Consider the following 19,090-nt stretch of genomic DNA (forward strand, 5'->3'; position numbering starts at 1 on the left):
CCGCAATGCCCCTCTCATCGTCCGTGGGCGTGCCAGGCCGGAGCCGCCGGCTCCGGCCGCAGCACCTCACGCCACCGCGTGCTTCTTGTTCTGGCGATGCGAAATCAGGTCCTCGACCACGCCGGGATCCGCCAGCGTCGAGGTGTCGCCAAGGCTGCCGAACTCGTCCTCGGCGATCTTGCGCAGGATACGGCGCATGATCTTGCCGGAGCGGGTCTTGGGCAGGCCGGGGGCGAACTGGATCAGGTCCGGCGAGGCGATCGGACCAATCTCCTTGCGCACCCACACCACCAACTCCTTGCGCAGTTCCTCCGTCGGCTCCTCGCCCGCCATCAGCGTGACATAGGCATAGATGCCCTGGCCTTTGATGTCGTGCGGGTAGCCGACCACGGCGGCTTCCGAGACCTTGGGATGGGCGACGAGGGCGCTCTCCACTTCCGCCGTGCCCATGCGGTGGCCGGAGACGTTGATCACATCGTCCACGCGGCCGGTGATCCAGTAATAGCCGTCGGCATCGCGGCGGCAGCCGTCGCCGGTGAAGTATTTGCCGGGATAGGTCGAGAAATAGGTCTGCATGAAGCGCTCATGGTCGCCATAGACCGTGCGCATCTGGCCGGGCCATGAATCGGTGATCACGAGATTGCCCTCGCAGGCCCCCTCCAGAACCGCGCCCTCCGCGTCCACGATCTGCGGCTTGACGCCGAAGAACGGGCGCGTGGCGGAGCCGGGCTTGAGCCGGGTGGCGCCGGGCAGCGGGGTGATGAGGATGCCGCCGGTCTCGGTCTGCCACCAGGTATCCACGATCGGGCAGCGCTCATTGCCGACCACGCGGTGATACCATTCCCAGGCTTCCGGGTTGATCGGCTCGCCGACCGAGCCGAGCAGGCGGAGCGACGCGCGGGAGGTCTTCTTCACCGGCTGGTCGCCGGACTGCATCAGGGCGCGGATAGCGGTCGGGGCGGTGTAGAAGATGTTGACCTTGTGCTTGTCGATCACCTCCCAGAAGCGGGAGTTCGACGGGTAGTTCGGCACGCCCTCGAACATGAGCGTGGTCGCGCCGTTGGCGAGCGGGCCGTAGACGATGTAGCTGTGGCCGGTCACCCAGCCGATATCGGCGGTGCACCAGTAGATGTCGCCCTCGTGGTAGTCGAAGACATACTGGTGGGTCATCGCGGCGTAGACCAGATAGCCGCCCGTGGTGTGCAGCACGCCCTTGGGCGTTCCGGTGGAGCCCGAGGTGTAGAGGATGAACAGCGGATGCTCGGCGTCGACATGGGCGGCCGGGCACTCGCTGGTCACGAGGTCGGCGGCCTCATGGTACCAGACATCGCGGCCGGGCTTCATGTCGACGGTGCCGCCGGTGCGGCGCACGACGATGACGTGATCGACCTCGACGGAGGCGCTCGCCTTGGCGATGGCGGCGTCGACATTGGCCTTGAGCGGCACCCTGCGGCCGCCGCGCAGGCCCTCGTCGGCGGTGATGATGACCTTGGAATCGCAGTCGACGATGCGGCTCGCCAGGCTGTCCGGCGAGAAGCCGCCGAACACCACCGAATGCACCGCGCCGAGCCGCGCGCAGGCCAGCATGGCATAGGCGGCCTCGGGGATCATCGGCATGTAGATGGTGACGCGGTCGCCCTTCTCCACATTGCGGTTGCGCAGCACATTGGCGAAGCGGCACACCTCGTCATGCAGCTCCTGATAGGTGATCGAGCGGGATTCGGAAGGGTCGTCGCCTTCCCAGATGATGGCGACCTGATCGCCGCGTGTCTCCAGATGCCGGTCGATGCAGTTCCACGCGACATTGGTCACGCCGTCCTCGAACCATTTGATCGAGACCGCACCCGGGTCGTAGGAGGTGTTCTTCACCCGGGTATAGGGCGTGAACCAGTCGATGCGCTTGCCATGCTCCCCCCAGAACGCATCGGGGTCGGTGACCGAAGCCTCGTACATCGCCTTGTAGCCGCGCTCATCGAGAAAGGCGCGCTGGGCCCAGGCGGCGGGGACGTCGTAGACATGCTCGGACATTGGCGTTCTTCCCTTCACGCTGGCGCCATCGCGCCTTTTTGCTTCTGTCAAATTATGGGCAGGTGCTCGCGTGCCGACAAGCGCGCCGCCGCGAGACTTTGGTCGTTAGGCAAAATGCTTACGACGAGCGGCCAAGGATGCGCGGCCGCCAAACCGCCGTGCGCTTGATCTCGCAATCCTCCAGCTCGCGCGAGACCGGAACGCCATATTCGGCGATCTTTTCCAGCGCGTCGCGCGGCAGGTAGGAGCGGCCGGGATCGCCGACCAGCACCCGCGCGCCACGTGCCGACAGCGCGAACAGCCAGGCGAAGACCCGTGCGCTGAGGTCGCGCTCATAGGCGATGTCGCCGGCCAGCACGACGTCCCAGCCGCCATCGCTGCCGATGAGGTCGGCGCCGTTCGGCGTGATGTCGCTGACGCCGTTGAGCTGTGCGTTGAGCGCGATGGCGGCCTGCGCGAACCGGTCGATATCCGCCGCCTCGACCGATGCCGCGCCGGCCTTCATCGCGGCGATGGCAACGAGGCCGGAGCCCGCGGCAAAATCCAGCACGCGCGCGCCGCGTACCGTTTCCGGCTTGTCGAGCACATGGCGGGAAAGCGCCTGCCCGCCGGCCCAGGCGAAGGCCCAGAACGGGGGCGGCAGGCCGATCTCGCCGAGTTCCTCCTCGGTGCGCTGCCAGATCGGCACCGCCTCGCTGGCGAGATGCAGCGTGATCTCCGGCACCAGCGGCACGGGCAGCGGCCGGGTCTCGGCGCGAATGAAGGCGAGCGGGTCCTGGATCGCGCTCACCGGGCCGCGCCGACGCGGGACATTTCCAGCACGATCGCCCATTCCTCGTCCGTCACCGGCTGCACCGAGAGGCGCGAGAACTTCATCAGCGCCATTTCCGACAGGCGCGGCTCGGCCTTGACGGCGGCGAGCGTGACCGGGTTCGGCAGCGCCTCCACCGCCTTGATGTCGACCATGACGAACTTGCCGGTCGGGTCGGAGGGGTCGGGATACGCCTCGCGGATCACCTCGACGATGCCGACGATCTCCTTGCCCTCGTTGGAGTGGTAGAAGAAACCGCGATCGCCGGTCTTCATCGCCAGAAGCTGCTGCTTGGCGAGGTGGTTGCGCACGCCGTCCCAATGCGTGCCCTTGGCGCCGGCGGCGACCTGCTGGTCCCACGACCATTTGAAGGGTTCGGACTTGTAGAGCCAGTGGGCCATGGTCACGCTTCCGCTTTCTGCGGCCGGGCCAGCAGGGACCCGATCGCCTGTTCGATGTCGCTGCGCCCCGCCAGCACCGCCTCGACGGCCCGGCAGATCGGCATGTCGATGCCGCGCGCCTGGGCCATGGCGACCAGCACACCAGCGGTGAGCGCGCCCTCGGTCAGAGCGCCGCCGGGCGAGTGCCGGCCGCGCCCGAGCGCGAGGCCGAGCGCGTAGTTGCGCGACTGCGCGGTGGAGGCGGTGAGGATCAGGTCGCCGAGGCCCGAGAGCCCGGTCAGCGTCTCCGAGCGCGCCCCGAACGCCCTGCCGAATCGCGTCAGCTCGGCGAAGCCGCGCGCGATCAGCGCCGCCGCCGCGCTGGCACCAAGCGCCCGCCCGCCGACGATGCCGGCGGCGATGGCCAGCACGTTCTTGGCCGCGCCGCCGATCTCGACGCCGCGCACGTCGTCGCTGTGATAGAGCCGGAACGAGGAGGAGCCGAGCGCGCCCGCCAGCGCCTCGGCGAGGCCGGCATCGCGGGCCGCCAGCGTCACCGCTGTCGGCAGGCCGGCCGCGACATCGGCCGCGAAGCTGGGGCCGGACAGGATGGCCGGCACCGCGTGCGGCACCGCCTGCTCCAGCACCTCGGTCATGAACAGCGAGGTGCGGCTCTCGATGCCCTTGGCGCAGGTGATGAGCGGCACGCCGGGCAGGATGTGCGGCGACAGCTGCTCCGCCGCCGCGCGGCTCGCCTGCGCGGGCACGACCAGCAGGACCGCGTCGCAGCTTGCGGTGCGGATCAGCGAGGTGGTCGGCGTCACGGCCTCGGCGAGTTCCACGCCGGGCAGATGCGCGTCGTTGCGCCGGGTGCGGGCGAGGGTGGCGATGGCGTCCGCGTCGCGGCCCCACAGCACCACCTCGCGCCCGGCGCGAGCGCTCGCATTGGCAAGCGCGGTGCCCCAGGCGCCGGCACCCACGACGCCGATGGTCGAGAAGCGTGGCGCCATCAGTCGCTCGTCTCCGGCGGACCCTCGACCTCTTCCAGCGGCCAGCGCGCGCGGGGCGAGACGGCGAGACCGTCATCGAGCCCGAGCGCGAGCCGCTCCGCCCCGGCCCAGGCGATCATCGCGCCATTGTCGGTGCACAGTTCCGGCGGCGGCACGGCGAGGCGTGTGCCGCCATCGGCCGCGACCTTGTGCAGCGAGCGGCGGATCGCCTGGTTGGCCCCGACGCCGCCGGCAAGCACCAGCGCATGGGGCACCGTGCCGCGCTCGCGCATCGCCCGCAGCGCGTAGCGCACCCGGTCGGCCACGATGTCGACGATGGCGGCCTGGAACGAGGCGCACAGGTCGTACACGTCCTGCTCGCTCAGGGGAGCGACCTTCAGCGCCTCCAGCCGCACCGCGGTCTTGAGGCCGGAGAGCGAGAAATCCGGCGTCGCCCGGCCCAGTAGCGGGCGCGGCAGGGCAAAGCGCGACGCATCGCCCTTCAGCGCGGCGCGCTCCACCGCCGGCCCGCCGGGATAGGGCAGGCCGAGCATCTTGGCGGTCTTGTCGAAGGCTTCGCCGATGGCATCGTCGATGGTGCCGCCGAGCTTTGTATAGTCGCCGATGCCGGTGACGCAGACCAGCTGGGTGTGCCCGCCCGAGGCCAGCAGCAGCAGATAGGGGAACGGTACCGCGTCGGTCAGCCGGGCGGTGAGTGCGTGGGCTTCGAGGTGGTTCACCGCCAGCAGCGGCTTCTCGGCGGCCAGCGCCAGCGCCTTGGCCGAGGTGAGGCCGACGATGACGCCGCCGATCAGCCCCGGCCCGGCCGCCGCGGCGATGCCGTCCAGCCCCGCGAGGGTGACCCCGGCCGCCTTGAGCGCGCGGGCGATCACATGGTCGAGCACCTCGACATGGGCGCGCGCCGCGATCTCGGGCACCACGCCGCCATAGGCCGCGTGATCCTCCACCTGCGACAGCACGATGTTGGACAGTATGGTGCCGGTGCCGTCGCCACGGCGACGGACGACGGCAGCCGCCGTCTCGTCGCAGGTCGTCTCGATACCCAGCAGGAGAAGATCGCGCATTGACTTTATGGTTCCGGCCGGTGTTCTGAACCCCAGTCGAACCGCTAGCATCGCAGGACCTCATGACGCAATCGCTTCCGAAGCTCCGTCTCGGCACCCGCGGCTCCCTGCTTGCGCTGTGGCAGGCGCATGCGGTGCGCGATGCCCTGCTCAAGGCCCATGGCTGGGAGGCGGATGCGGTGTCGGTGGAGGTGATCCGCACCACCGGCGACGCCATCACCGACCGCGCTTTGGCGCAGGCCGGCGGCAAGGGGCTTTTCACCAAGGAACTGGAAGAGGCGCTGCTCGACCGGCGTATCGATCTCGCCGTGCACTCGGCGAAGGACATGGCGACCACGTTGCCGGACGGGCTGCACATTGTCGGCTACCTGCCGCGCGCGGATGTGCGGGATGCGCTGATTCTGCGCGAGGGGGCCTCGCTGGCAGACCTGCCCCTGGGCGCGCGCGTCGGCACCGCCTCGCTGCGGCGCGAGGCGCAATTGCGCCGGCTGCGGCCTGATCTTCAGGTCTCGCTGCTGCGCGGCAATGTGCAGCGCCGGCTCGACAAGGTGGCGCAGGGCGAGTTCGACGCCACGTTGCTCGCACTGGCCGGCCTGACACGGCTCGGCATGGCCGACCGGGTGAGCGCGGTGCTCGACACCGCCGATTTCCTCCCGGCGGTCGGGCAGGGGGCGGTGGCGATCGAGACCCGGCACGGCGATCTGGCGGTCGACATGCTGGTCGCCCGCGTGGTGTGCCGCGCCACGGCCACCGCTCTGCGTGTCGAACGCGGCTTCCTCGCCGAAATGGACGGCTCCTGCCGTACGCCGATCGCCGGACTGGCGCGTGTGGACGGCGACGAGGTGAGCTTCCGGGGCGCGGTCCTCGCGCCCGACGGCAGCGCCTATTACGAAATCGTGCGCCACGGCGCCGCCGCGAAGGCCGCCGCGCTCGGGGTGGAGGCCGGCCGCGAGATGCGCGCCATGGTGCCGCCCGGCCTGATCGGGGCCTGAGGCGATGCGGGTGCTGGTGACGCGCCCGGAGCCTGATTCGCAGGCCACGGGCGGGAGGCTGCGCGCGCTGGGTCACGATGTCGTGCGCGATCCGCTGCTGGTCATCGAGCCGCTGCCCGAAGCCGTGCTGCCGGCCGGGCGTTTCGACGCGGTGGTGCTCACCAGCGTCAACGGTGCGCGCGCCTTGGCGGAACGGCCTGAGCTGATGACGTTGCGTGGTCTCCCGCTCTATGCGGTGGGCTGGCGTACCGCTGCCGCCGCGCCGCCCGGCTTTGCGCGCCAGGTGGTCGCCGGGGGCAATGGCGCGGCGCTGGCCGCGCTGCTGCGCGCGGAACTGGCGCCACGCTCGTGCGTGCTTCACGTCTGCGGCGAGGAGCGCGCGGTCGATCTCGGGGCGGAACTGGCGGCGGACGGGCACGATGTCGGGTTATTCACCGTCTATCGCGCGCGGGCCGCCGGGCATCTTTTGCCGGCTACGGAAGCGGCGATCCGGGGGAGGCAGATCGACGCGGCCTTCCATTTCTCGCCGCGCACGGCCGCCACGCTGGTCGGGCTGGCCACGCAGGCCGGGCTGGCGGAACACTGCGCCGGCTTCGAGCATTTGTGCTTTTCCCGGAACGTCGCCGCCCCGCTCGCCCATGCCGGCTGGCCGACGCGAATCGCGGCTGAACCGACCGAAGACGGGCTGTTTGCGTTGTTGTCGACGTAAACCATCGGATGAGAGCGAGGTTGCGGCGGCGGAGGTGGGGGTTTATCCCGGAAGAGGCGCTGGAACCGGGCTTCATGATCGGAGACTGAATTAAGTGGCGAAGGACGATCCGACCAAAATCGAGGCCGTGGAACCGCCGGCCGCCGCGCATGAGGTGACGCCGGAGGTCGAGGCCGGGACCAATGCCGGCGTGGCCGACGCGCCGGCGGGCGATCCGGTGGCCGACGAGATGCGTGCCGACGAGATGCGTGCCGATGCGACGGAGGACCGCCCGGCGGACGAGGACGCGCGCGAGGCCCCGGCGGATGCCAGCCCGTCGGCGGATGCCATCGAAGGCGCGCCGGTTTCACTTGCCCCGGTTCCGCCTCCGCGCCGCCAGCTCGGCTGGTTCGGCGTTTCCGTCGCCGCGTTGATCTCCGGCTTGATCGGCGGCGCCATCGCCTTCGCGCTGGTCGGCACTTTCTACAGCGCCGACGCCAATATCGATGCGATCACCGATCTGGAGGCGCGCGCGCTCGATCTGCGCCAGCGCGTCGAGCGGCTTGAAACCCATGCCAGCACGCCGCCGGCTCCGGCGGTCGCGCAGGCGCCCGAAGAGCTGGCCACCCGGCTCGACGCCCTGGAATCCGGCCTCGCCGCGCTGGGCAGCAAGGTCGATACGCTGCCGGCGGCGACGCCGAATGCCGACACCTCCGACCTCGCGACCCGCATCGGCGCGCTGGAACAGCATCTCAGCGGGATGCAGGCGACCTCGCCGGAGGCGATGAGCGCGCTCGGCGCCCGGCTCGATACGCTCCAGCAGCAGGTCACGCAGGCGACGACCGCCCAGAAGGCCGGCGCGCACGGCACCGCGCAGCTGGTCGCCCTCGGCGCGCTTCAGGACGCGATCCTCGCCGGCAAGCCCTTCACCACCGAACTCGCGGCCAGCCGCGCGCTTCTGGGTTCTGCCGGTGACGGCCTCGCCCCGCTTCAGGCCACGGCCGCGACCGGTTTTCCCCAGGGCATGACGCTGGCGGTCGAACTGGCCACGGCGGCCGATGATACGTCGGCGACCCCGGCCACGGCCGACACCTCGCAGGGCGTGCTGGACCGGCTGATGGACAGCGCGTCGAAGCTGGTGACCATCCGGCGCGCGGACGAGCCGGTGAACGAGCCGGAATCCGACCGTGCCCGCCTCGCCGTCGCCCGGCTTGCGCTGGAGCGCGGCGATTTCGCCACGGCCGCGCGCGCCATCGATGCCATGTCCGCCGCCGCCCGGGCGCCGCTCTCGCCGGTCGCGCAGGTCATCGAGGCCCGCCAGTCGGCGCTGGCCACGGTGGCGGCGCTGAAGCAGCAGATCCTCGCCACCCTGCCCGGAGGTGCGCAGTGATACGGCTCATCGTCTATCTGCTCATCCTCGCCGGCATCGCCTTCGGCGTCGCCTGGATTGCGGACCGGCCCGGTGCGCTCACCGTTGACTGGCAGGGCTGGCATCTGGAAACCAGCGTGCTGGTGGCGTTCAGCGCGCTTCTGGTTCTGGTCGCTGTGGCCATTCTCGGCTGGAGTGTGCTCCGGCTGGTGCTGCGCTCCCCCGATCTTCTGACCGGCTCGCTGCGCAACCGCCGCGCCAATCGCGGCTGGGCGGCGATCTCGCGCGGGCTGATCGCGGTCGGCACCGGTGACGTCTCCGGTGCGCGCCGCGCGGCCAGCGATGCCGAGCGGCTGATCGGCCGCGAGCCGCTGACCCAGCTTCTGGCGGCGCAGGCCGCGCAGCTCGCCGGCGACACGGCGGGTGCCGAGCGGGCGTTTCAGGCGATGACGCAGACCGCCTCGACCCGGCTGCTCGGCCTGCGCGGGCTCCATGTCGAGGCGCGCCGGCGCGGCGATGCCGACGCGGCGCAGGCGGCGGCGGAAGAAGCGGCGGAGCTGGAGCCGGGCCTGATCTGGGCGGCGGATGCGGTGATCGAATCGCGTTGCCTCACTGGGGATTTCGATGGCGCGCTGGCGATGCTGGAGCGCGAGGCGGCCCATGGCGGGCTCGACCGGGCGGCGCATCGCCGCCGCCGCGCGGTGCTGCTGGCCGCGCAGGCGCAGGCCCAGGAACTCACCGACCCGGCCACGGCGCGGGAAAAGGCGGTGGAAGCCGCCAAACTGGCGCCAACGCTGGTGCCGGCGGCGGAGATTGCCGGCCGGCTGCTGGGTGCCGCTGGAGATTCGCGCAAGGCGGCGAAGATACTCGAAGCCGCCTTCGCCACCACCCCGCATCCCGATCTTGCCGAGACCTATCTGCATCTGCGGACCGGGGATTCGGTGCGCGAGCGCCTGAAGCGCATGCGCGCGCTCACCGCCCGCATGCCATCCCACCCCGAAAGCGTGATGGCGCTGGCCAGTGCGGCCATCGATGCGCAGGACTTCGCCACCGCGCGCTCGGTTCTGGCCCCGTTGCTGGACGCGCCGACGCAGCGCATCTGCCTTCTGATGGCGGAGCTGGAAGCGGCGGAGCACAATGATGTCGGCAAGGCCCGCGAATGGACCGCCCGCGCCGTGCGCGCGCCGCGGGATCCGGCCTGGGTGGCCGACGGCTTCGTGGCCGAGCGCTGGGGCCCGATCTCGCCGATCACCGGCAAGCTCGATGCCTTCGTGTGGAAGGTGCCGCCCGGCGTCGCCGCCTCGCCGGTGCTGGAGCATGAGGCCGAGCGCGTGCGCGCGGCGATCCAGGCCGCGATCGAGGCGCAGCTTCCCGCGCCGGCGGTTGTCGCCGCCGCGCCTGTGGAGGAGCCGGCGGTGATCGAGGCGGTCGCTGTGGCGCCCGAGCCGGTCGATCCCGTGCCGGTGGCGCCGACCCTGCCGCCGGCCGTGCGCGCCGCGCCGTCCGACGTGATCGCCATGCCGAACCTGCCGGACGATCCCGGCCCGGAGGCGGCGTCGTTCCTCGAAGAATCCGAGCCGAAGGCCGGGGCGACGTCGCGCCCGCCCTTCGGGGTGTGACGCTCGCGCGGACCTGCCGCGTATGGCGTATGCGCGACGCAAAAAGACCGGCCCCGGGGCCGGTCTTGTCGCGCTTGACGTGAAGAGTGCCCCGCCAGAGAATCGGCCTCTCGTCAGGAGGCCGAAGGGAATGATGCCGGTCGGAGTACATCCGTCCTGACCCGCATCCATCCGGCGCGGCGCTGACGAAGCGCCGGCATGCCGGAAGCCCTGCTCTGGCTGGGATGAGGCTTATTTAGGAAGCCCCGCCGGCATTTCAAGGGGCGGGGACCAGGCCCGCCTCCTCTTTGCCGGCGGGTCCGGGTGGCCTTCAGTCCGGCTGGCCTTCAGTGCAGCCGCCGTCCACCCGAGGCCTTGCCCGCGCCCTTGCTGCCCGCACCTTTGCCGCCCGGCCCCTGTCGTTCATCGAACAGTTCGGCCAGCTTGTCGGTCATGGCTCCGCCCAGCTCCTCCGCATCCACGATGGTGACGGCGCGCTTGTAATAGCGTGTCACGTCGTGGCCGATGCCGATGGCGATCAGCTCGACCGGGGACTTGTCCTCGATCTGCTGGATCACCCAGCGCAGGTGCCGTTCCAGATAATTGCCGGGGTTCACCGAGAGCGTGGAATCGTCCACCGGCGCGCCGTCGGAAATCATCATCAGGATGCGGCGCTGCTCGTTGCGGGCCAGCAGGCGGTTATGCGCCCAGTCCAGCGCCTCGCCGTCGATGTTCTCCTTGAGCAGGCCCTCGCGCATCATCAGGCCGAGATTCTTGCGCGCGCGGCGCCAGGGCGCGTCGGCGGACTTGTAGATGATGTGGCGCAGGTCGTTCAGCCGGCCGGGCGCGCCCGGCTTGCCGGCGGACAGCCAGGTCTCGCGCGCCTGCCCGCCCTTCCACGCCTTGGTGGTGAAGCCGAGAATCTCGACCTTCACGCCGCAGCGCTCAAGGGTGCGGGCCAGAATATCCGCGCAGGCGGCGGCGACCGTGATCGGGCGCCCGCGCATCGAGCCGGAATTGTCGAGCAGCAGCGTCACCACCGTGTCGCGGAAGTCGGTGTCGCGCTCGCGCTTGAAGGAGAGCGGCTGCATCGGGTCGATGATGATGCGGTGCAGGCGCGCGGGATCGAGCATGCCCTCTTCGAGGTCGAACTCCCAGCCGCGATTCTGCTGCGCCATCAGCTTGCGCTGCAGGCGATTGGCGAGGCGCGCGACGATGCCCTGGAGATGCACGAGCTGCTTGTCGAGATAGGAGCGCAGCCGCGCCAGCTCTTCGGGGTCGCACAGTTCGTCCGCGTTCACCGTCTCGTCGAAGCGCGGCGTGAAGGGGTGGTACTCCGGCGGGCGCGGCTCGGTCGGCGAGAGGTTCTGCGGGCGCCACGGCTCGGAGGAATCGTCGGATTCGCCAAGCTCCGCATCGTCGGAGAGCTCGGAATTGGGCTGCTCCTGCTGCTCCTCGGATTCTTCCGGGTTCTGGTCCGAGGACAGGTCGGTGTCCACCTCGGTCGTGCCTTCGGCATTCTCATCCTGCTCGGCATCGGAGCCCTTGCCGGAATCGTCCTCGCGGGTGTCGTCGGCCTCGGTGGAGGGGTCGTTGCTCTCGTCGAAAGGGGCGATGTCCTCGCCCATGCCGAGCGAGGACAACAGGTCGCGCATCGCCTCGGCGAAGCGGCCCTGGTCGTCGGCGGCGCCGGCCAGCTCGTCGAGCGCGGTGGCGCCGTGCTCCTCGATGAAGCCGCGCCACAGGTTCACCATCTCGCGCGCGGCGGCGGGCGGGGCCATGCCGGTCATGCGCTCGCGCAGGATCAGCGACAGCGCGTCCTCCAGCGGGGCATCCTCGCGGGAGGCGAGATTGGCGAAATTGGCTTTCTGGTAGCGGTCTTCCAGCATGGCGGAGAGGTTCAGCGCCACGCCGTCCATGCGCTGGGCGCCGAGCGCCTCGCAGCGGGTCTGCTCGGCGGCGTCGAAGGCGGCTCTCGCCTGCTGGCCGACCGGCACCAGCTTCTTGTGCACCTTGGGGTCGTGGCAGGCGAGGCGCAGTGCCATGGAATCGGCGTGGCCGCGCATGATCGCGGCGTCCTGCTTGGTCATGCGCCGCGAGGGCTCGGGCAGCCGGGCGCGGCCATCGGCATAGCCCGGCTTCTCGGCGCCGAAGGTGACCTCGATATTGCTGTCGCCCGCGATGGCGCGCAGGCAGCTCGTCACGGCGCGCTTGAGCGGCTCGGTCGGGGCTTCCTTGGGCGGGGTGCGGGTCGGGCGGTTGGTCGGATTCGAGGTGCTCATGGCGATAGCCTGCATGCCTTACTTCCCTCTCCCCGCCGGGGAGAGGTGGCCCGCCTTGGCGGGTTGGGGAGGGGCGACGCGGTTGCGGAGCGGGGACGCGTCGAACACCCTCGCCCCACACCTCTCTGTCAATGTCGGAGAGCTCCGGCATTGACCCTCTTGGATACAGAACCCGGCCTGCGCCGCGTTCTGTACGGGGAGAGGCAGCTTCGTCGTGCGTGCCGTGTCGTCGTCCTCAGGAGAGGACGACGTTCACCGCCGATTCCGTGAGCTCCTTGCCGAAGCAGCGCTGATAGAACTCGGCCACCAGCGCGCGCTCCAGCTCGTCGCACTTGTTGAGGAAGGTCACGCGGAACGCGAAGCCGAGATCGGTGAAGATTTCGGCGTTCTCGGCCCAGGTGATCACGGTGCGCGGGCTCATCACGGTGGAGAGGTCGCCATTGACGAAGGCCTGCCGGGTGAGGTCGGCGAGACGCACCATGCGGGCCACGTTGTCGCGGCCTTCCGGGGTCTGGAAGTGCTTGGCCTTGGAGACGACGATGTCGACCTCCTTGTCATGGGCGAGGTAGTTCAGCGTGGTGACGATGGACCAGCGGTCCATCTGCGCCTGGTTGATCTGCTGGGTGCCGTGATAGAGGCCGGTGGTATCGCCGAGGCCGATCGTGTTCGCCGTGGAGAACAGGCGGAACGCGCCGTGCGGGCGGATCACGCGGTTCTGGTCGAGCAGGGTCAGGCGGCCGGCGCTCTCCAGCACGCGCTGGATCACGAACATCACGTCCGGGCGGCCGGCGTCATATTCGTCGAACACCAGCGCGACGTTGTTCTGGTAGGCCCAGGGCAGGATGCCGTCGCGGAATTCCGTGATCTGCTTGCCTTCCTTGACCACGATCGCGTCCTTGCCGATCAGGTCGATACGGCTGATGTGGCTGTCGAGGTTGACGCGCACGCAGGGCCAGTTCAGCCGGGCCGCCACCTGCTCGATGTGGCTCGACTTGCCGGTGCCGTGATAGCCGGTGACCATCACGCGACGGTTATGCGCGAAGCCCGCGAGGATGGCGAGCGTGGTCGGGCGATCGAACAGATAGTCGGGATCGATGTCCGGCACATAGGCGTCGGGTTCGGCATAGGCCGGCACTTCGAGGTCGACATCGATGCCAAACACCTGCCGGACCGAGACCTTCATGTCCGGCATGGGCGCGACGATCGGCGCGGCGTGGGTGAGCGAGGCGGTCATTATTCCTCCGTTGCCGCGTTAGCGCGCGGCGGGTCTGACATAAGCGGGTTCAACAATAGCCCGCGCTCTTGAGATGATTATAGGACTGGATCACGTCGCGCAGGCGGTCCTCGGTGGAGGTGTCGCCGCCATTGACGTCGGGGTGGTATTTCTTGGCGAGCGTCTTGAAGCGGGCCTTGATCTCCTCGGCGCTGGCGCTGATCTCCAGCCCGAGCGATTCGAAGGCCCGGCGCTCGGCATTGCGGATCATCCGGCCCTCGCGGGCGGGCTGCGGGTCCGGCCGCGCCGTGCCGCCCAGATCGCTGAACACGCCGAACGGATCGGCAAAACCCTCGGGCGCGTGACGCTTGACGTGCTCGGCGCGCCCGGTGCCGCCCTTGGCGCCCATCTTCCACGTCGGACGATGCCCGGTCAGCGCGTCCTTCTGGTAGGCCATCACGGCGTCGTCGGCCATGCCCGAGAAATAATTGTAGTTCTGGTTGTACTGGCGCACATGGTCGAAACAGTAGCGCCAGAACTGGTTCTCACGGTCGCGCCCCTTCGGCGCCCGATGCGTCGCGGGCTTGTCGCAGCCGGCCCATTCGCATGCCGGGCATTCCGCCCTGAGGCGACGATCCCGGTCCGGCTTGACGCGAATGCGGTCGAATATGGGGGAGTCGAGCTTCATGATCTGACGATTATGCTGTTGCTGGCAGAGGTATACAAGAAACCAAGGCGACGTCACCGCCGATTAGAGAGATATTGACCTGGCCCGGGGGGGCGGATACCCCCTTATGGCCATGAGCGAACCCCTTCATCCCGCTTCCCCTTCGCCCGCCGGCGCCGTTGCGCAGGCGCTTTCCCGCGTGCGGCTGGCATTGGCCGAACTGTCGCCCTCCGTCCTCGAACTGGAGGACGAGAGCCATCGCCATGAAGGCCATGGCGGCCACCGGCCGGGACAACTGACCCACCTGCGCGTGCGCATCGTCGCCGAGGTGTTCGCCGGCCAGAACCGGCTCGCCCGCCACCGGCTGGTGAACGGGCTGCTCGCGGACGAGATCGCGCGCGGGCTGCATGCCCTTGCCATAGACGCGAAGGCGCCGGGCGAATGAACCCGGCGCCTTGAGAAAATCTGCCGTCTTATATGGGTGGATTTCGGGCGGATTCCAGAACTCTTTCCGGTCGGGCGGCATCACCCGATCGACCGGAAGCACCCTGAACCCGATGCGCTAAGGGCGCTTCCTCGTCGCGCAGGCCGATCGGCTGTCGCGAAAAATACTCTAACGCGCGATCTGGAGCACGCGCCGGCCCGACGCGTCGAGGAAGGCGATCTGCCCCTCGCGATACTCCCAGGAGCGCACCGCACCCATCGCCGAGGCGAGGTTCTGCTCATAGACCTGCTCGGCATTGTTGCAGGCCATGCGGGTCATCATCACCCGCGAGAACGTCGCATTGCGCCCGTTGACGCTCATCCGCGAATTGAGCGTGTTGCAGCCAAGCGAGGCGCTGACGTTCATGTCGCGGCCGATGTCGAAGCGCACCCGGGCGCCATGGGGCACGCGGACGCCGCGCCCATCCACGCCGATGATCCAGAGCTGCCCCCAATTTCCGGTCCAGTTGAAGGCCGGGGTAGAGGTCTGGGCCGGCGGCCGGCTGGGGCGCTGGCGGTCCGGCACAGTGATCAGGCGGAACTGGGCGTGGGTGCCGCGCATCGGCGCGGAAGCCGCGAGCTGGCCGCGCGGGTCGACGGTGACGTATTTGCCGTTCTGTACCGAGCGCAGCGAATAGGTGTCGCCGCCATGCGAGTCCATCTCGAAGGTCTCCCAGCCGCGAATATGCGGGCTGCCGGTACCGAGCAGCGTGTCGGGCCCGATGCCGGCCCGTACATAGCTGCCATCCTGCGCACGCAGCGCGATGCGCCGGCCTTCCAGCCGCACGACCTCGAAGCGGGCGGCATCGCGGGTGTTGCCGACGGCGACCAGCATGCCGGAGCGCACCGTCACATTGGCGTTGCTGCTCGCCCATTGCAGAACGATGTCGGCGGCGGCGGCCGGCAGGCTTAACAGCCCCATCAAGCCGACGATGGCGAGGCCGCGGCTGAACCTGTTGAACCTCATAATATCCCCCTGAAGCCCGGTGTGACGTTAAGGAATATACTACCCCACCGCGCTGAAGCGTTGCTGACCTCGCAGTTCATGCGCCGTTCATCGCGCCGGGCCGGTCTTCCTTGACTTCCGGGCACCGCGCGCCAGTTTCGATGTCACCTAACGTTAGCTGCACCGTCTTGCCCGCAGGCATGGGCGCGTGCGGTGGGCGCCGGGCGCGGACGCCCCCGGTGGCCGGTTGAAAGGAGCCTCGATCATGTCGTCTTCCCGCCGTTCCGAACGCAGCCTGATCAGCCATGATGAAGACGAGGTGGTGCGCCTCAGCCATCACCCCGCGATCTACGAGGTGGAGACCGAGGCGCTGCAGGGACTGCGCCGCCGCATCCGGGAGTTTCACGAGAAGGAGCGCACGCTTTCGCGCCACAAGCGCCGCGTGGTGCGCGGCAAGGCGGAGGAGCGCGGGCGCAGCTTTCCCGGCACCGCCGAGCGCCCGGCCCAGCGCAAGCAGGTGTTCGCGGCGGCGATGAAGCGCGTCAACAGCGAACTGCGCCGTCGCGCCGACCTCGAATCGCGGGCGAGCCAGGCCGAGATCGCGCACAAGGCGCTGGCGCTGCGCCGCTCAGCGAATTTCACCAAGCCGCCGGTGGCCGACCGGACGGCGGATACCGGGATGGACGTGATCCCCAGCCGGCGCCGCCGCACCACGGTCCCGCCCGCCAAGATCGGCAGCATCTCGCAGCAGGTGAAGAACGCGCAGGCCCGGCGCGACCGGCGCGCCTGACGCTGCGCAAGAGCTAGCGTGTGCCGGCTGTAGCCGGCGCACCCGGCCGCCGGGCGCCGAGCGGCACGATGCGCAGCAAGGTGAGGCGGTTGCGCTGGCGGCGCATAACCTGGAAGCGGAAATCGTGGAAGATGAAGGTCTGGCCCGGCTCGGGAATGATCCGCGCCTCGTGGATCACCAGTCCGGCGACCGTGGTCGCCTCCTCGTCCGGCAGGTTCCAGCCCATGAAGCGGTTGAGGTCGCGGATCGCCACCGAGCCCTCGACATTGACCGAGCCGTCCGGGTGGCGCCGCGCGCCGGTGAAGGCGATGTCGTGCTCGTCGGAAATCTCGCCGACGATCTCCTCCAGAATGTCTTCCAGCGTGACGAGGCCCATCACCTCGCCATACTCGTCGACCACGAGGGCGAAATGCTGCTTGCGGCGGCGGAACGCCTTGAGCTGGTCGGCGAGCGTGGTGCCGTCCGGCACGAACCAGGCCGGGCGCGCGATCTTCTGGATGTCGAGCCTGGAGATGTCGTTGCCGAGCGCCTGAAGCTCGCGCAGCAGGTCCTTGGCGTGCAGCACGCCGACAATGTTGTCCGGAGTGTCGCGCCAGAGCGGCAGGCGGGTGAAGGGCGAGGCGAGCGCCTCGCGCACCAGATCGGCCGGCGGCTCGCCGGCATCCAATGTCGCCATCTTGGTGCGGTGGACCATGGCGTCGGAGACTTCGAGCTCGCGCAGGTTGACGAGGCCCGCCACCATGTCGCGGTCGTCATTGCCGAGCGAGGCGGCGCGCTGAAGCTGTTCCAGCGCCGCGCGGATTTCCTCGCGGGCGTCCGGCTCCGGCGGAGGCGGGGGCTCCGGCGCGTGGCGCGGGCGCCAGCGGCCGAGCAGCGCGAGCGCCTTGCGGCTCATCGCGGCATCCTCATGCCCGTTCCGCGTCGAGGAAGGCGCGCACCGCCGCCGGGTCGACGTCGCGGGCGATGAAGCTCTGGCCGATGCCGCGCGCGAGGATGAAGGTGAGCGCCCCGCGCGAGACCTTCTTGTCCTGGCCGATCAGCCTCATCAGCCCGTCGGTGTCCGGCAGTTCGCCGGGAATGTCGGCGATGCGGGTCGGCAGGCCGACGGCCCTGAGATGGACGGAGACGCGGGCGGCATCGTCGGGCGAGCACAGCCCCTGTGCCGCCGAGAAGCGGAAGGCCTGCGCCATGCCGATCGCCACCGCCTCGCCGTGCAGCAGGCGCTGCGAGAAGCCCGCGCCCGCTTCCAGCGCATGGCCGAAAGTGTGGCCGAGATTGAGCAAAGCGCGGTCGCCGGTCTCCAGTTCGTCGCGCGCCACGACGGCCGCCTTGGCCGCGCAGCTGGTCGCGATCGCCTCGATGCGGGCGGGGCCGCCGGCGAACACGTCCTTCCACTTGCGCTCCAGCCAGGCGAAGAACGCGGCGTTGTCGATCAGACCGTATTTCGCGACCTCGGCATAGCCGGAGCGGAACTCGCGCAGCGGCAGCGTGTCGAGCACGCTGGTATCGGCGAGCACCAGAATCGGCTGGTGGAAGGCCCCGACGAGATTCTTGCCGTGGCGGGAATTGATGCCGGTCTTGCCGCCGACCGAGGAATCGACCTGCGCCAGCAGGCTGGTCGGCGCCTGCACGAAGTCGACGCCCCGCCGCAGCGCCGCCGCCGCGAAGCCCGAAAGGTCGCCGATCACCCCGCCGCCGAGCGCGAGCACCAGGTCGCGCCGCTCGATCCGCGCGCCAAGCAGTTCGTCGATCACATGCTCGAAGGTCGCGAAGTTCTTCGAGCCCTCGCCGGGCGCGACCACGATGGCGGAGGAGGTGAGCCCGGCCGCCTTGAGCGAGGCTTCCACGGTCGCCAGATGCCGCTCGGCGACATGGGCGTCGGTGACGATGCCCACGCGCGCGCCGGGGCGCAGGCTGGCGATGCGCGCGCCGATCTCTTCCAGCAGGTGCGGGCCGATCACGATGTCATAGGAGCGCGACCCGAGCCCGACGCTGAGCCGGGTGATGTCGGCGCGGGCGATATCGGCAGGCTTGTTCACGCGTTTTCTCCGGTGGCGGTCGGCGCGCCGAGATGGGCCGACATCGCGTCGATCACTTCCTCGACCATGACATCCTGCGGCACGTCATGCGATATGACGGTGACATGGGCCTCAGCATAGACCGGATAGCGCTGATCGATCAGCGCCGCCAGCGTCGCGGCCGGGTCGGCGGTCTTCAGGAGCGGGCGGTCGTCCCGCCGGCGCACCCGGCGCAGCAGCACGTCGAGATCGGCCTTGAGCCACACCGCCACCGCATGGCGCGCGATGGTCTCGCGGGTTTCCGCGTTCATATAGGCGCCGCCGCCGGTGGCGAGCACCAGGGGGCCGGCCTCCAGCAGGCGCGAAATCACCCGTTTCTCGCCGTCGCGAAACGCCGGCTCGCCGTGATGGGCGAAAATCTCGGGGATGGCCATGCCCGCGGCCTGCTCGATCTCGGTGTCGGCGTCGGCGAAGGGCATGGCGAGGCGGCGGGCGAGGCGCTTGCCGACCGAGGACTTGCCGGCACCCATCATGCCGACCAGCACGATGGAGCGCGCGCCGAGGCGCTCGCGCAGCGTTGCCGCCTTGTCATCCTGCTGTATCTCAGTCGTCATCTTGCCGTTCCGTTCCTCCGCTGGCGGACTATCATCCGCGGGTTTCGCGCGCAATGCACGCTGGCCCGTGCCGGCGCGCGCAAGGCGGTGCCGGGCGGGCCCGGCCGCTTTTCCGGCCGGTTTCTGTTTCATTAGGG

At 69.7% G+C, this 19,090-nt stretch carries 17 protein-coding genes and 1 pseudogene; 6 read left to right on the forward strand and 12 right to left on the reverse strand.

Going from position 1 to position 19,090, the window contains the following annotated elements; all coding sequences use genetic code 11:
* Window positions 1-66: 66 nt before the first annotated feature.
* The 5 genes from acs to tsaD all read right to left on the reverse strand — a co-directional run bounded on the left by acs (window position 67) and on the right by tsaD (window position 5,293).
* Window positions 67-2,028 (reverse strand): acetate--CoA ligase, encoded by a 1,962-nt coding sequence (gene acs / locus MKI84_RS18245; RefSeq protein WP_241621685.1) that lies wholly within the window; start codon window positions 2,026-2,028, stop codon window positions 67-69.
* A 118-nt stretch (window positions 2,029-2,146) separates the two neighbouring features.
* Entirely contained in the window at window positions 2,147-2,860 is a 714-nt protein-coding gene (locus tag MKI84_RS18250) for a class I SAM-dependent methyltransferase (RefSeq protein WP_241621686.1), read from the reverse strand.
* The gene (locus MKI84_RS18255; protein WP_241621687.1) at window positions 2,815-3,240 is read right to left on the reverse strand and encodes an EVE domain-containing protein; all 426 of its coding nucleotides are present in this window, start codon (window positions 3,238-3,240) and stop codon (window positions 2,815-2,817) included. Before MKI84_RS18255 ends, MKI84_RS18250 begins: the two co-directional genes overlap by 46 nt.
* Window positions 3,241-3,242: 2 nt before the next feature.
* Window positions 3,243-4,229, reverse strand: a complete 987-nt coding sequence (locus MKI84_RS18260; RefSeq protein ID WP_241621688.1) for an NAD(P)H-dependent glycerol-3-phosphate dehydrogenase — start codon at window positions 4,227-4,229, stop codon at window positions 3,243-3,245.
* The gene (tsaD, locus tag MKI84_RS18265) at window positions 4,229-5,293 is read right to left on the reverse strand and encodes a tRNA (adenosine(37)-N6)-threonylcarbamoyltransferase complex transferase subunit TsaD (RefSeq protein WP_241621689.1); all 1,065 of its coding nucleotides are present in this window, start codon (window positions 5,291-5,293) and stop codon (window positions 4,229-4,231) included. Before tsaD ends, MKI84_RS18260 begins: the two co-directional genes overlap by 1 nt.
* 62 nt (window positions 5,294-5,355) lie before the next feature.
* Here tsaD and hemC point away from each other — a divergent pair, with 62 nt between their 5' ends.
* From hemC to MKI84_RS18285, 4 genes are all read left to right on the forward strand, one after another.
* Window positions 5,356-6,285 (forward strand): hydroxymethylbilane synthase, encoded by a 930-nt coding sequence (gene hemC / locus MKI84_RS18270; protein ID WP_241621690.1) that lies wholly within the window; start codon window positions 5,356-5,358, stop codon window positions 6,283-6,285.
* Window positions 6,286-6,289: 4 nt separating this feature from the next.
* Complete coding sequence (locus MKI84_RS18275; RefSeq protein WP_241621691.1) at window positions 6,290-6,994, forward strand: uroporphyrinogen-III synthase; 705 nt, start codon at window positions 6,290-6,292, stop codon at window positions 6,992-6,994.
* 94 nt (window positions 6,995-7,088) lie between these two features.
* Window positions 7,089-8,363 carry a COG4223 family protein gene (locus tag MKI84_RS18280; RefSeq protein ID WP_241621692.1) on the forward strand — a complete coding sequence of 425 codons (1,275 nt, stop codon included), beginning with the start codon at window positions 7,089-7,091 and terminating at the stop codon, window positions 8,361-8,363.
* Complete coding sequence (locus MKI84_RS18285; protein ID WP_241621693.1) at window positions 8,360-9,961, forward strand: heme biosynthesis protein HemY; 1,602 nt, start codon at window positions 8,360-8,362, stop codon at window positions 9,959-9,961. Before MKI84_RS18280 ends, MKI84_RS18285 begins: the two co-directional genes overlap by 4 nt.
* Window positions 9,962-10,287: 326 nt before the next feature.
* On the opposite strand, the gene cobT is transcribed toward MKI84_RS18285, so the two are convergent.
* The 3 genes from cobT to MKI84_RS18300 all read right to left on the reverse strand — a co-directional run bounded on the left by cobT (window position 10,288) and on the right by MKI84_RS18300 (window position 14,123).
* Entirely contained in the window at window positions 10,288-12,222 is a 1,935-nt protein-coding gene (gene cobT, locus MKI84_RS18290; RefSeq protein ID WP_241621694.1) for a cobaltochelatase subunit CobT, read from the reverse strand.
* 235 nt (window positions 12,223-12,457) lie between these two features.
* Entirely contained in the window at window positions 12,458-13,456 is a 999-nt protein-coding gene (cobS, locus tag MKI84_RS18295) for a cobaltochelatase subunit CobS (protein WP_241621695.1), read from the reverse strand.
* Between the two features lie 49 nt (window positions 13,457-13,505).
* Window positions 13,506-14,123, reverse strand: coding sequence for a J domain-containing protein (locus tag MKI84_RS18300; RefSeq protein ID WP_241621696.1), 618 nt, complete (start codon window positions 14,121-14,123; stop codon window positions 13,506-13,508).
* 112 nt (window positions 14,124-14,235) lie between these two features.
* On the opposite strand from MKI84_RS18300, the gene MKI84_RS18305 reads away from it, so the two are divergent.
* Window positions 14,236-14,547, forward strand: a complete 312-nt coding sequence (locus MKI84_RS18305) for a BolA family protein (RefSeq protein ID WP_241621697.1) — start codon at window positions 14,236-14,238, stop codon at window positions 14,545-14,547.
* Window positions 14,548-14,715: 168 nt separating this feature from the next.
* On the opposite strand, the gene MKI84_RS18310 is transcribed toward MKI84_RS18305, so the two are convergent.
* Entirely contained in the window at window positions 14,716-15,552 is an 837-nt protein-coding gene (locus tag MKI84_RS18310) for an META domain-containing protein (protein WP_241621698.1), read from the reverse strand.
* Window positions 15,553-15,796: 244 nt separating this feature from the next.
* Between MKI84_RS18310 and MKI84_RS18315 the strand changes: the two genes are divergently transcribed.
* Entirely contained in the window at window positions 15,797-16,321 is a 525-nt protein-coding gene (locus tag MKI84_RS18315) for a hypothetical protein (protein ID WP_241621699.1), read from the forward strand.
* Window positions 16,322-16,334: 13 nt separating this feature from the next.
* Here MKI84_RS18315 and MKI84_RS18320 read toward each other — a convergent pair.
* The 3 genes and pseudogenes from MKI84_RS18320 to MKI84_RS18330 form a co-directional block, all read right to left on the reverse strand.
* Window positions 16,335-17,129: pseudogene (locus tag MKI84_RS18320) on the reverse strand (transporter associated domain-containing protein); the annotation flags it as partial.
* A 97-nt stretch (window positions 17,130-17,226) separates the two neighbouring features.
* Window positions 17,227-18,360, reverse strand: coding sequence for a 3-dehydroquinate synthase (gene aroB / locus MKI84_RS18325; protein ID WP_241621700.1), 1,134 nt, complete (start codon window positions 18,358-18,360; stop codon window positions 17,227-17,229).
* On the reverse strand, window positions 18,357-18,953 hold the full coding sequence (locus tag MKI84_RS18330) for a shikimate kinase (RefSeq protein WP_241621701.1): 597 nt from the start codon (window positions 18,951-18,953) through the stop codon (window positions 18,357-18,359). The genes aroB and MKI84_RS18330 overlap by 4 nt, the downstream gene beginning before the upstream one ends.
* Between the last annotated feature and the right edge of the window lie 137 nt (window positions 18,954-19,090).

It is taken from the genome of Ancylobacter gelatini, from assembly GCF_022601675.1.
Taxonomy (GTDB): Bacteria; Pseudomonadota; Alphaproteobacteria; order Rhizobiales; family Xanthobacteraceae; genus Ancylobacter; species Ancylobacter gelatini.

What these genes read in the sequence shown, in the direction of transcription:
- acs (WP_241621685.1), bottom strand. Translation starts at nt 2,028, where the DNA reads ATGTCCGAGCATGTCTACGACGTCCCCGCCGCCTGGGCCCAGCGCGCC.
- tsaD (WP_241621689.1), bottom strand. Translation starts at nt 5,293, where the DNA reads ATGCGCGATCTTCTCCTGCTGGGTATCGAGACGACCTGCGACGAGACG.
- MKI84_RS18310 (WP_241621698.1), bottom strand. Translation starts at nt 15,552, where the DNA reads ATGAGGTTCAACAGGTTCAGCCGCGGCCTCGCCATCGTCGGCTTGATG.
- MKI84_RS18315 (WP_241621699.1), top strand. Translation starts at nt 15,797, where the DNA reads ATGTCGTCTTCCCGCCGTTCCGAACGCAGCCTGATCAGCCATGATGAA.
- MKI84_RS18255 (WP_241621687.1), bottom strand. Translation starts at nt 3,240, where the DNA reads ATGGCCCACTGGCTCTACAAGTCCGAACCCTTCAAATGGTCGTGGGAC.
- MKI84_RS18250 (WP_241621686.1), bottom strand. Translation starts at nt 2,860, where the DNA reads ATGGGCGATCGTGCTGGAAATGTCCCGCGTCGGCGCGGCCCGGTGAGC.
- cobS (WP_241621695.1), bottom strand. Translation starts at nt 13,456, where the DNA reads ATGACCGCCTCGCTCACCCACGCCGCGCCGATCGTCGCGCCCATGCCG.
- MKI84_RS18330 (WP_241621701.1), bottom strand. Translation starts at nt 18,953, where the DNA reads ATGACGACTGAGATACAGCAGGATGACAAGGCGGCAACGCTGCGCGAG.
- cobT (WP_241621694.1), bottom strand. Translation starts at nt 12,222, where the DNA reads ATGAGCACCTCGAATCCGACCAACCGCCCGACCCGCACCCCGCCCAAG.
- MKI84_RS18260 (WP_241621688.1), bottom strand. Translation starts at nt 4,229, where the DNA reads ATGGCGCCACGCTTCTCGACCATCGGCGTCGTGGGTGCCGGCGCCTGG.
- MKI84_RS18275 (WP_241621691.1), top strand. Translation starts at nt 6,290, where the DNA reads ATGCGGGTGCTGGTGACGCGCCCGGAGCCTGATTCGCAGGCCACGGGC.
- hemC (WP_241621690.1), top strand. Translation starts at nt 5,356, where the DNA reads ATGACGCAATCGCTTCCGAAGCTCCGTCTCGGCACCCGCGGCTCCCTG.
- MKI84_RS18305 (WP_241621697.1), top strand. Translation starts at nt 14,236, where the DNA reads ATGAGCGAACCCCTTCATCCCGCTTCCCCTTCGCCCGCCGGCGCCGTT.
- MKI84_RS18300 (WP_241621696.1), bottom strand. Translation starts at nt 14,123, where the DNA reads ATGAAGCTCGACTCCCCCATATTCGACCGCATTCGCGTCAAGCCGGAC.